Annotated in this window: 10 protein-coding genes and 1 tRNA gene; 2 read left to right on the top strand and 9 right to left on the bottom strand. The window is 37.3% G+C overall.

Translation table 11 applies throughout. The features are described 5' to 3' along the window. Positions 1 to 181: 181 nt before the first annotated feature. The 4 genes from BT999_RS12120 to BT999_RS12105 all read right to left on the bottom strand — a co-directional run bounded on the left by BT999_RS12120 (position 182) and on the right by BT999_RS12105 (position 5,420). A tRNA-Lys gene (locus tag BT999_RS12120) sits at positions 182 to 257 on the bottom strand. 425 nt (positions 258 to 682) lie between these two features. Then, a complete protein-coding gene (gene der, locus BT999_RS12115; RefSeq protein ID WP_072698050.1) occupies positions 683 to 2,188 on the bottom strand; it encodes a ribosome biogenesis GTPase Der in 1,506 nt (501 codons plus the stop codon). 273 nt (positions 2,189 to 2,461) lie between these two features. After that, the gene (locus tag BT999_RS12110; protein WP_072698048.1) at positions 2,462 to 4,357 is read right to left on the bottom strand and encodes a DEAD/DEAH box helicase; all 1,896 of its coding nucleotides are present in this window, start codon (positions 4,355 to 4,357) and stop codon (positions 2,462 to 2,464) included. A 361-nt stretch (positions 4,358 to 4,718) separates the two neighbouring features. Then, complete coding sequence (locus BT999_RS12105) at positions 4,719 to 5,420, bottom strand: metal-dependent hydrolase (protein WP_072698047.1); 702 nt, start codon at positions 5,418 to 5,420, stop codon at positions 4,719 to 4,721. A gap of 295 nt (positions 5,421 to 5,715) precedes the next feature. On the opposite strand from BT999_RS12105, the gene hisD reads away from it, so the two are divergent. Next, positions 5,716 to 7,008 (top strand): histidinol dehydrogenase, encoded by a 1,293-nt coding sequence (gene hisD / locus BT999_RS12100; RefSeq protein WP_072698049.1) that lies wholly within the window; start codon positions 5,716 to 5,718, stop codon positions 7,006 to 7,008. Between the two features lie 424 nt (positions 7,009 to 7,432). Next, positions 7,433 to 7,696, top strand: coding sequence for a hypothetical protein (locus tag BT999_RS12095; RefSeq protein WP_072698046.1), 264 nt, complete (start codon positions 7,433 to 7,435; stop codon positions 7,694 to 7,696). 19 nt (positions 7,697 to 7,715) lie between these two features. On the opposite strand, the gene BT999_RS12090 is transcribed toward BT999_RS12095, so the two are convergent. The 5 genes from BT999_RS12090 to BT999_RS12630 all read right to left on the bottom strand — a co-directional run. Then, complete coding sequence (locus BT999_RS12090; RefSeq protein ID WP_072698045.1) at positions 7,716 to 8,558, bottom strand: hypothetical protein; 843 nt, start codon at positions 8,556 to 8,558, stop codon at positions 7,716 to 7,718. 133 nt (positions 8,559 to 8,691) lie between these two features. Continuing rightward, positions 8,692 to 9,273: a hypothetical protein gene (locus BT999_RS12085; protein ID WP_072698044.1), complete on the bottom strand. Its 582-nt coding sequence runs from the start codon at positions 9,271 to 9,273 to the stop codon at positions 8,692 to 8,694. Positions 9,274 to 9,359: 86 nt separating this feature from the next. Next, complete coding sequence (locus tag BT999_RS12080; RefSeq protein ID WP_072698043.1) at positions 9,360 to 10,070, bottom strand: hypothetical protein; 711 nt, start codon at positions 10,068 to 10,070, stop codon at positions 9,360 to 9,362. 106 nt (positions 10,071 to 10,176) lie between these two features. Further along, positions 10,177 to 10,755, bottom strand: a complete 579-nt coding sequence (locus BT999_RS12075; protein WP_072698042.1) for a hypothetical protein — start codon at positions 10,753 to 10,755, stop codon at positions 10,177 to 10,179. Positions 10,756 to 10,812: 57 nt separating this feature from the next. Then, positions 10,813 to 11,256: hypothetical protein (locus BT999_RS12630; RefSeq protein ID WP_218587522.1), on the bottom strand; the 444-nt coding region annotated here is incomplete at its 5' end.

Raw genomic sequence — 11,256 nt, 5'->3', positions numbered from 1 at the left:
AGTTTTGTGCTGTTAGGAATAGAAAATACAATCAAATTTTGGTCGGAAAAATGCTCTGAATTTTAGCCTGCCCCTGTCTTTGGTGTAGAGCCGGTAAGTCTAAAAAATTCTTTGGTGGCTTTAAAAAACAATAAACAAAAAAAGCGTAACTTTAACAAGCTACGCTTTGATTTATAAAAAATGGTGGGCCGTGCGGGGATCGAACCTGCGACTCATGCATTAAAAGTGCATTACTCTACCGGCTGAGTTAACGGCCCACGAATTTAAGAGCGTTAAGCTCTTGTTCTGTGTGATAACCAACAACAGAAATTAGTGTTTATACATTCAAGCGAAATAAGTCAAGCAAAAATATATTTTTTTTTTAACTTTTTTAATTTAGATGATCTTGCCCGAATTTTGCGTAATTTTCACACTAAATTTGAGACTATTGCACAATAGGCTCAAAGTGGCTTTCGCTAGAAAGACACTCCAAAAACTACGAATAAGGACACTAGGCTGGCTTTGCCTGCCAGTGGACTTGGGGGCTTCGGGGGTATCCCCCGAAACAAAGGGAAAATTAAATTTTCCTGTAAAATGAGTGGTTTTTGTGTCTTAAGACGTTTTATGCTATGTTTATACAGAGCATAAAACGATGATAAAAGCACGCAAAACGGAGTTTTGCAATGGTCTTTATTTTGTTGTATTAAGACTGCTGTTTTTTCTCTTTGCGGTCTTTTGCCGCTTGTCCGTGAGAACTTCTAAACTTTAAACGAATTGGGGCGTGTTTTATTCCTAAATTGTTACGCAGATTTTTTTCCAAAAACTTGGCATAAGAGTCGGGAATACGCTCGGCATCACTCACAAAAAATACAAAAGTCGGCGGAGCAATTTCCGCCTGAGTCATGTAAAAGAATTTTGAGCGTCTACCTTTTACTGTTGGCGGTTGGTGGGTTAAAAGAGCTTCTTGGGCGACTTTGTTTAGTTTGCCCGTTCCTATTCTGGTATAATATTCTTTGCGAATTTCGGTAGCAAGCGGAACTATTTTGGCTAAATTAAAACCTGTTTTTGCGGAAACAAACAATAAAGGAACGTGTTGGCAATAGACCAAGGCCTCTTTATAATCTTTGGCAAAGATTTTTTGTTTGTCTTTTGAAACTAAATCATATTTATTAACCAAAACAATAAAAGGAGTTTTTCTTTCATCCAATAATTCAAGCAGGCGTTTGTCTTGTTGAGTCAAACCGTCTGTTCCGTCAATGACTAAAAGCGTAACGTGAGCCTTACTACTACTTTTTAGCGAAGAGTTTACGCTATAGCGTTCAACGGTATCAGTAATTTTAGAACGTCGCCTAATTCCCGCTGTATCAACGAAAACATAATCTTTTCCTTTGATGTTGGTGCTAATATCAACGCTATCTCTGGTTGTTCCGGCGATGTCGCTGACGATCATGCGTTCTGTTTTGCTTAAGGCGTTTACCAAAGAAGATTTTCCGGCGTTTGGGCGTCCTAAAAGGGCAAGGCGTAAAGTTTTTTGCAACTCTTCGGCGACTTGTTCTTCTTCGCTGGGTTCTTCACTTTGAACTTCTATTGCAATATCAGGGTCATAACTGTTTGTTTCAAGTTCTGAATTATTTTCGTTTTCTTTGTTTTGTATTTTTTCTTGGTAAGCTTCAAACTCAGCTTCGGGAAAATGTAAAAAACTTAAGATTTCTTCATCTAAGGCCCTGAGGTTAAAACCATGTTCTGCGGAACAGGGTAACATTTGAAAGCCTAAAATATGAAAGTCTGACATAAGCAGTTCAGCTTTTTCTTCGCCGTCAACTTTATTGACAATTAATAAGATCGGCTTGCCCGCTTTTCTTAAATAATTTGCCAGGTGATCGTCAAAAGGCGTTAAGCCGTCTCTTCCATCAACGACAAAACAGAGTAGGTCGGCTTCTTCCATAGCCTCTTTGGATTGACGCAAGATTTCCGCTTCAAAGCCGCGAATACCCGCTGGTCCCTCAGTAACGGCAGAGTGGCTGTCGAGGGTGATTCCGCCTGTATCTATCAAGGTAAAAACCTTTCCGGATCTTTTTACGGTTCCTTCCATGCGGTCTCTGGTTACTCCCGGCATATCGTGGGTAATAGCGCGGTTACTACGAATAAGGCGATTAAATAGTGTTGATTTTCCAACGTTTGGGCGACCGATTAGAGCGACTTTTGGCATTGTTTTTTGGGGCATTGTTCTTGAACTTTTTAAAGCAAGTTGGTCATTATTGATGTTTGACATAATCTGGTCTTGTAAAATTTGTAGAGTGTTTAAAACATATTATTTTAGATGTAAGGATACTTCGTTTGTAAAATTAAATAATTAACAAAAGTAAACCGTTATAACATCTTTTTTGTTGAAAATATGTTATTTGATAATGCGTAAAACTTTATATGAAACCACTGCACAAGAAAAAAGTTTTGTGCAGTGGTTTGTATTCTTTATTAAAGCTTAGCCTTTTAAGTTGGCACGATCAGCGGCGATACGGTAGCCTCTTATCTGGTTTCCGCTCATAACGCTAATAACATTATCGGCATGTTCGGACGGAACTTCTACAAAAGAAAAACTATCTCTGATGTCAATTGCTCCGATAATTTTTCCGGGAAGTCCGGTTTCTCCGGCAATAGCACCAACAATATCACGTGGTCCTATACGCATTTTATGCCCTACGTTTAAGAAAAGACGAGTCATGCCGGCTTCCGGTTCGTGTCTTTCTCCGCCGCGGTCATTAGAAAAGCCTTCTCTTCCGCCTTTGGCAAAGCGGTCGCCACTACGTTCAGGTCTGCTTTCATTTTTATCTCTAAAAGATCTGCCTTCGCCTCTTTCAAAGCGATCGCCTCCGTCTCTTGGGCGAGAAAAACGAGAATCAGAGTCTTTTCTTTCTCTGTCTCTAAAACTTCCACGATCACTGCGTCCGCGATCACCACGATCACGTCCACGATCACCACGATCACCACGGTCGCCTCGATCACCACGATCACGATCACTACGCTCACGTTTTTTGTTTCTGTCAGGTGCAAAGTCATCAAATTCAGACTCTTTACTTGCTGCAACCGGAGAATCTCTAAGAATAAGCAGGTGTAACAAGGCAGCGGCAACATCGAGACTGGTGTATTCATCTACCAATAAAGTTTGCACTAAAGCCGATTGACGATCGAGTTTTCCCGTAGCTAGGGTTAAACTTACTTCTTCCATGAGCTTTGCTGTTTTTATTCCGGCAACGTCTTGGAGAGTAGGCACTTGGCTTTGTATGATTTTTGCCTTTGTATATTTCATTATATCACGCAGTTTGTAAAACTCACGTGCCGTAACAAAGGTAAAGGAGCGTCCGCTTTTTCCGGCACGTCCCGTACGTCCGATACGGTGGACATAATCTTCGACATCATTCGGAATATCGTAGTTTATAACAGCTTCAACATCATCAACGTCAAGCCCTCTGGCGGCAACGTCTGTTGCGACTAAAATATCCATGCTACCATTGCGAAAACGTTGCATAACGCGTTCACGTTGGGTCTGGGTTAAATTTCCGTGGAGGGCATCAGCCGAGAATCCACGCCCTAAAAGATGTGTAGTTAAATCGTCAACACCTCTTTTGGTTGAACAAAAGATAATAACACGTCCAAGGTTGTTGGCATCAATAATACGACATAAAGCCTCTAATTTTTGGTGAGGGCGAAGTTCGTAATAATGTTGTTCAATGCTTGGAACGGTAACTTGTTTTTGAGTAACGGCCAAGTGTTCGGGGTCGTTTAAAAAGCGATTTGCCATTTCAACAATAGGTTTTGGCATTGTTGCTGAAAAAACTACAGTTTGGCAAAATTCAGGTGTTTTTTCTAAAATTTGTTCTATATCTTCACGAAAGCCCATATCAAGCATTTCGTCTGCTTCATCAAGAACGGATATTTTAATATTGGAAAGGTCTAAAGTGCGTCTTTCAAGGTGGTCAATAATACGCCCGGGTGTTCCGACAACGATCTGAACGCCTCTGACCAAGGCTCTTATTTGTCTTTCTATTGGTTGACCGCCGTAAACCGGCAATACGTTTAAGCCTTTTTTGTGTGCGGCGAGGCTACTTATTTCTTCGGCTACTTGAATAGCAAGCTCTCTGGTCGGACATAAAATCAACGCTTGAACGCCTCTATCTTTAGGGTCAATTTTTTCTAAAGCGGGAATCCCAAAGGCCGCTGTTTTCCCCGTTCCTGTTTGTGCCTGCCCGATTACATCACTTCCGGCTAAAATGCGTGGAATAGCCAACGCTTGTATTGGTGATGCCTCTTCAAACCCCATATCACTAATTGCTTGTAAAATCTCGCTTGAGATTGACAAGTCTTCAAAACGTACAGTCATAAAAATCCTTATGAAAATTAAAGCAACTCTTTGTTATAATTATCGGTTTTCCGTCTAATTATATAATGGGAAAATTTTATAACAAAACACACGTTTTATTATAATGTTATTTGCTTTTGTTTGTTTCGTTACCCATTTTAACTGTTCACATATAAATCAAAGCTGATTTATCCCCAACGCCATCTAATGCTGATTTAGCAACCCAATCCCTAGAAGAAACGCCCCTTAGCCCATTTGTTTCGGCTTTTTTTATTAAGATAAGCCTATCGTATGAGTAAACAAGCCCAAGCCGGCATATACCACCCGTGGTTTACTAAAAACTGCTTATATTGTTTTTATTCTATTGTGCAATATAAAGAGTTTAGTCAAGCATAATTTTTTTTCCGAGTTCTGCTAAAATATATTCACAGTTCGGAGCTATTTTTTTCATCTCGCTTACAAAACGTTTTGTATTTTGAGCGAGACTTGGAAAAGTTTCCCAGTGCATGGGAATAACTTTTTTTGCCTTTAACAAAGTTGTTGCGAAAGCCGCCTGTCTTTCGTCCATTGTAAACACGCCACCAATCGGTAAAAGAGCTAAATCAATCGGATATAACTCGCCCCATATTTGCATATTGGCAAAAATGCCCGTGTCGCCCGAGTGATAAATCGTGTAATTATTGGGCAAGCGGATAATATAACCCACCGCCGGAACAGTGTTTGTTGTATGAAAAGCTTCAACCATAGTTACGGAAAAAGCTTGATATTCGATTGTTCCGCCAATATTAAAGCCGATTTTATTTAAAACGTTTTTTTCTTGTAAGCCATCTGTGATTAATTGTTCCGCAAGTCCGACAGGTATTCCGACAGGACAATCAAATTTGTTACTTATAACAACAGTATCACCGATATGGTCTTTATGTTCGTGAGTCAATAAAAGCAAATCGACTTTTTCAAGTTTGTCTACGTTGCAAGGTGATTTTGCATTTCCGCTAATCAGCGGGTCAAGCATTACAGACTTATTATCGTAGAAAATTTGAAAACATGAATGGCCATGCCACACAATAGAACATTTTGAATTCATACACAACCCTTTATCTTAAGGTAAAATAAAGATTAATTCAATAGTTTTAAACAGACTCGACTTTTTTATAAATAGCAGTTAGTAGTTTTAAGTACGCTATAAACATCACAATCATATAAAATTATACAGATGTTTTTGATGTATCTTAAAAAACTCGAGGTTTTATATGCAAAAAACAGATAAGAATATTACAAAAAAAAGTTTAAATACTCAAGCGACTCTTTGTCCGATTTTTTCTTTAAAATCAGTAAAGGACACTAGTAAACTTGAGGACTTCGGGGGTGAACCCACCGAAATGAATGAAATAAAAGATTTTTTAACAAAACTAAAAAACAGAGGAAATCCGGAACAGGCAGACGGGACGAAAGTTGAGGATACTGTAAAAATAATTTTGGAAAATGTTAAAAAAACAGGACTTGATGCAATTATAGAATATAGCAAAAAATTTGATTGTCCAGACTTTAATCTTGATAAATTAATTGTTAGCCCTAAAAGTTTAGTTAAGGCATCAAATTCTATTGATAAAAAAGACAGAGATATTTTAAGTCTTGCGATTGAACAAGTTAGAGATTTTCATCAAAAACAAAAAAGCGAGTCTTGGTTTAGCTCAAAACCTGATGGTACTATTTTAGGACAAATGCTTACGCCTGTTGATCGGGCGGGTTTATATGCTCCGGGTGGGCAAGGCGGTGCGACTCCTTTAATTTCCAGCGTAATTATGAACGCAGTTCCCGCACAAGTGGCGGGAGTAAAAGAACTCGCTTTGTGTTCGCCACCCCGCAAAGATGGAACTTTAAATGAATATCTTTTAGCCACGGCTCATCTTTTAGGTTTAGAAGAAGTTTATGCGTGTGGAAGTGCTTGGGCGATTGGGGCGTTAGCTTATGGGGCAGGTTCAATCAAGCCTGTTGATGTTATTGTTGGGCCGGGGAATATTTTTGTGGCGACTGCGAAACGTTTATTATTAGGTACTGTGGGCATTGATATGATTGCAGGACCTAGCGAAATTTGTGTTTTGGCTGATAAAGATGCAAACCCTGCTTGGATTGCGGCAGATTTATTATCACAAGCCGAGCATGACGCTTTGGCTTCGGCGATTTTAGTTTCTGATTCTGAAAAATTATTGTCGGCTGTGGCAAAAGAACTTGAAAAACAGTTAAAAACTTTGCCGAGAGTTGATTTAGCTCAAAAATCTTTGGCTGATTGGAGTGCTTTAATTCATTTGCCTAAGTTAGCAGAATGTATTGAATTAGTGAATATGCTTGCTCCGGAACATTTGGAGCTGATGACCGCTGACCCTTGGGCGATTTTGCCACAAATCCGCCATGCCGGAGCGATTTTTATGGGTGCTTATTCCTCAGAAGCGTTGGGCGATTATATGGCCGGCCCTAATCACGTTTTACCCACTTTAGGAACAGCTCGTTTTTCCTCCGCTCTTTCTGTTGAAACATTTTGTAAACGCTCAAGCATTATTTGTGCGAGTAAAAGCTTTAGCCAATCCCTTAGCCCCGCCGTCGCTCGCCTCGCCCGCCTCGAAGGGCTAGAAGCTCACGCCCGATCCGCGGAGTGTCGTTTAGAAGGGAAATAGATCGCAAGCAAATATTGTTTGTCCACTTTATTGCCAACAGCTTAAGGGGCATGTTTGGCGTCCATTTTTTGTTATATGCAAAAAAACAATAACAAGAATTTTTGCTGTAATATTTTTTTTTATCACTAATATTTACTTGAATAAGATATAAAATAAAAACTGTTACAGGCAATTGTTTGAATATTATAGATTTGATTCAACAATAAATTTTATTTTGTATTGCTTTTGCGATAAAAAAGATTTATTATATGCCGACTTTTTAGATTTATATGTGTTATGATATTAAATCCAAGACCTTACGATACTACACTTAAACTCACCTTGTGTTGCTTGGGGAATTCATAAATAAATCAAAAGTCAACTTGGCTGTTTTACTGCTGTTATTCATACAGCAATTTGGAATCACTAATAATCGAGGTTTTTTATGAAGCGGTATTTTTTACGCTGTGTTGCGTTATGTGCTTTAGTTTCTGCCTTTTGTGTCAACAGTGCATTTGCAAACGAATATTCAAATCAAGCAGGCAAATTACAACGCCTTGATCAACTCGAACAAAGAATGTTGGCAAAACAGATGAGGCTTATTACTCAAGCGACAACAGAAAGAGAAAAAGCCACGATTGAACAAGATACCAGAGAAAAACAAGCCAGATTGCAAAAGTTTAAAAACAAAGTAGCACAAGTCAGATAAAGCAATAAGCTTTGTTTTATTATTGTTGTTTTTTAGGTAAAACGCCGAGTGGAAAATACTGCTCTGCGTCTTTTGCCGTCAAAAGATAATAGAGAAAAACCAGCGGAAGTATGTATAACGCTATTAAATACTTGCTGAAAAGAACATCAAAATCGCCTCTAAACAAATAAGGCAAGAAATTTATTAAACTATTACCTGCTATTATGATCATGCTGATAAAAAAGAGTCTTTTCTTGCGTTGAAAAAAACCGTAAAGCGTTGCAATAAAAACAAAAGTCATAGCTAGGTTGATTATAAAAGGTAATTGGTTAAAACCTCCTAGTTGCCATATTTCAATAAAGTTCCAACTAAATACCTTAAGTAGCCATAAACCTTCGCCAATACGCCAAACCGCATAGATTAAAAAGAGGGTTAAGCCAAAGCTCAGTTTTTTATTCAATAAGTCTAAAGTGGGGCGTGCTTGCTCGCCTTTTTGGGTTATTTTTTTAGAAAGCACAGACAAAAGGCTGTAACAATAGAACAGTAGAAGCCCCCAAAGATTAGACCACACGTTATTCACAACGCTTACGCCCAGTACAAAAATAGCACCTATCAACGCACTAATAAACGGAATAAGCCAATATTTTGTTTTAATCGACAAACACCCGATTGAAATAAGAATTGTTGGTATTGTAAAGAGCAATAAAAATATTGCCCAATCTCCTTTTAATATCCCAGCAATACTGAAATAAACGGCAAGGAGGCAAATTATCGCATGAAAGAAAAGATAGATTTTCCCCGGCGTTGGAATAAAAGAAATTAGGTCTTTTATTGGAGATATAGAACAATTGTTGAAGTTGTTATTTTGTTGTTGTGAAATCATTTTTTTATTTTTGCCTCAATTTTTACCCCAAAACTCAAATTGTTAAAAAGCTGATATGCTATTTCAGTCTACTTTTACAAAGGTTCAAACCTAAATGATGGAGGTGTAAATGCTAGAGATCTTTTGTAGTTTTTTAGGAGAAGCTAATAATACCTCCAAACTTAAATGATGGAAGGGTGAATTTCCCATTTTTATAAAAAAACTTATTATATTCCTCACGGGTACTTGGGTAGCAAAGTTTCTTGTCAAACATGTAAGGTCTGTATAAAACTATATCGGCATCATAATCTCTAATGATAATGCTATATCCTTGTTTGGTTAATAATCCAACAAGCTCTTCTTCGGAATATGGGCTGGTCATCTTCTCTCTTAAACCTTGAATAAAGCGGTCTGTTATTTCAGGAGGATAAATAGGCATAAATTCATTGATATTCAGTGTTCTCTGGAAATACAAAAGCTTTCCTGTGTTATCAACGGCAACAGTTCCTGCATCAATGGGAAGACATATTTCTTTTTTGGTTTTCTCGTCCATATCGTCAGGCCAATAGCCTGACCATGCTATATAATATAGAGCCTTATATTTTTTGTCGTGCTTTGAGGTTTGCACTTTTCCATCTCCACTATTACCTGCCAAAGTTGAAGAGACGCTCCCTAGTAGGGTGCATAGCGCAATAAGACAAAGTATCCCAAAACATTTTACAATTGTGTTATACATATAATTACTCCCCATTATCTTAGTTCATTCCCCCATTCCAAAAAACTCAAATTGTTAAAAAGCTGATATGCTATTTCAATCTACTTTTACAAAGGTTCAAATTTAAATGAGGGAAGTGTAAATTTACCATCTTTATAAAAAAACTTATTATATTCCTCACGGGTACTTGGGTAGCAAAGTTGCTCATCAAAAACGGGAATGATAAATTCTTCGATGGTTGTATTATACTCTCGCTTAAGAATGCTGTACCCCTTCTGAGTGAGTACGTTTACGAACTCTTCTTCTGAATACGTTTGTTTTATACCTTTTCTTAACTCTCGAATAAAGTCTGAGGTCGATCTATACATATAGACAGCTTCAAGGGGACGCCCAGGACCAGTAAAAGAGGTACCCCTAACAAAAGGGACTCCTGTGTCGCTAACGTGAACAACACCAACAAAGAATGGAAGACATATTTTTTTTCTGGTTTTCTCATCCATATCATCAGGCCAATAACCTGACCATACTATATAATATAGTGCCTTATGTATCCTTCTATTATATAGGTCAATTTTCTTAGCGAACTCTTCAAAACTATTATCTGGAGGAGGCGTTGTAATTGATATTGTGTCATCAACAAACGCACGATACCCCCCTTTGCTAAGAGCATCCTTAGTCTCAGCTTCCATAGCAAGTACGCGGTTGCGATCCATTACAATAAAGTTTGTATGTCGCAAATATACAAAGATAGAAAATGCAATTAATGCAATCAATACAACCAATACAAGCAAAATATAGCGTTGAGTCAGTCTAATCATTTTTGTTGCATCCTTTCAATAACTTTTTTCTCCCCAAAATATGCAGAAGCCTCATTTATTCTCGCTTTATAACAACCTTTACTTTGGCTCTTTGGCTTTGTTTTATTTAAGATACTGTTGGCCCTGAATAGCTTCTGTACGCAAAATAGTTTGCTACGCTTTTTGAAGTTTTTATATAATATATAAAGAGAAGTGGAATTACGAGATATAATCCGATTCGTTCAAGGTTTTGCAGAAGAAAATCAGGGTTTTCCAATAATCTTTGAATATAGTTAAACGCTAAGTAAGCGGAGGTAATCACCAAGCAAATTAAAACGGGTGTTTCTTTGCGGTTAAAGGTAAAGTAAATTATTGGAATAAATAATAAAATAATAAGTGTAGGTAGCCAAAAGGTAAACGAACTCAAGGTGCTGTTAGTGGTTAAGCTGCTTGATTCATTCATCATCACAATAGAACTAATTTTCCATATAAAATGTATGCGATAAGCAATTCTAAAAACGGCATAAATAATTAATAAGACAAGCCCAAAAGGCATAGTCCTGCCTGAGCTGTTCATCGTATAAGGATTTCTGGGGTCGTTTGACATTGTATACAAGTTATTTTGTGGTGGAATAGAATAACTCTGTTCTTTTTGGGGGCTGGTAAAATCGTTTGTGTTATTAGTATTTTCTTTTGAATAAGGCATAATTTTACTCCTAAATATTTTTATGAGATTTTTCAATCGTTAATTTGTTGTGTGTTTTTAGCTGGTTTCTTTATTTTTAGAATTAGATAAAAAATAAGCTTCTGCTTCTTTTGACGTTTTTATGTAATATATAAACATAAAAGGAATAAAATAAAAAAAGATGTCAGGAGTCAGATATATGTCAATTGAAAACATATTATTTACGACTATTAATATTTCATAACTCGCTAAAACCGCTAAACATATTAGTGTGTGCATTTTTTTGTGTTGAAGCAAAAAATAGATAATACAAGGTGATAAGATTATAGTAGCAAGTTGTGGAAGAAGAGATATTTTATCTAGTAAAGATAAGTCTGGCAAAGATAAGTCTGATAGATACGCTTGTTGCTGTATGAAAAAATATAAGACTGTGATAGGGTAAATAATAGAGTTGAGTATTAATAAAAATAAACCAAGCGGAAGTTTTCTTTTTAAAAGGTTAAAAGTACGCAAGGAATATTC

Source organism: Desulfovibrio litoralis DSM 11393 (genome assembly GCF_900143255.1).
Taxonomy (GTDB): Bacteria; Desulfobacterota; Desulfovibrionia; order Desulfovibrionales; family Desulfovibrionaceae; genus Frigididesulfovibrio_A; species Frigididesulfovibrio_A litoralis.
This window is presented reverse-complemented; position numbering and strand designations above follow the sequence as displayed.

Bases quoted from the DNA above. Each gene is read 5' to 3' on its own strand.
- BT999_RS12085 (WP_072698044.1), bottom strand. From the start codon at position 9,273: ATGTATAACACAATTGTAAAATGTTTTGGGATACTTTGTCTTATTGCG.
- BT999_RS12105 (WP_072698047.1), bottom strand. From the start codon at position 5,420: ATGAATTCAAAATGTTCTATTGTGTGGCATGGCCATTCATGTTTTCAA.
- BT999_RS12080 (WP_072698043.1), bottom strand. From the start codon at position 10,070: ATGATTAGACTGACTCAACGCTATATTTTGCTTGTATTGGTTGTATTG.
- hisD (WP_072698049.1), top strand. From the start codon at position 5,716: ATGAATGAAATAAAAGATTTTTTAACAAAACTAAAAAACAGAGGAAAT.
- BT999_RS12095 (WP_072698046.1), top strand. From the start codon at position 7,433: ATGAAGCGGTATTTTTTACGCTGTGTTGCGTTATGTGCTTTAGTTTCT.
- BT999_RS12075 (WP_072698042.1), bottom strand. From the start codon at position 10,755: ATGCCTTATTCAAAAGAAAATACTAATAACACAAACGATTTTACCAGC.
- BT999_RS12110 (WP_072698048.1), bottom strand. From the start codon at position 4,357: ATGACTGTACGTTTTGAAGACTTGTCAATCTCAAGCGAGATTTTACAA.
- BT999_RS12090 (WP_072698045.1), bottom strand. From the start codon at position 8,558: ATGATTTCACAACAACAAAATAACAACTTCAACAATTGTTCTATATCT.
- der (WP_072698050.1), bottom strand. From the start codon at position 2,188: ATGCCAAAAGTCGCTCTAATCGGTCGCCCAAACGTTGGAAAATCAACA.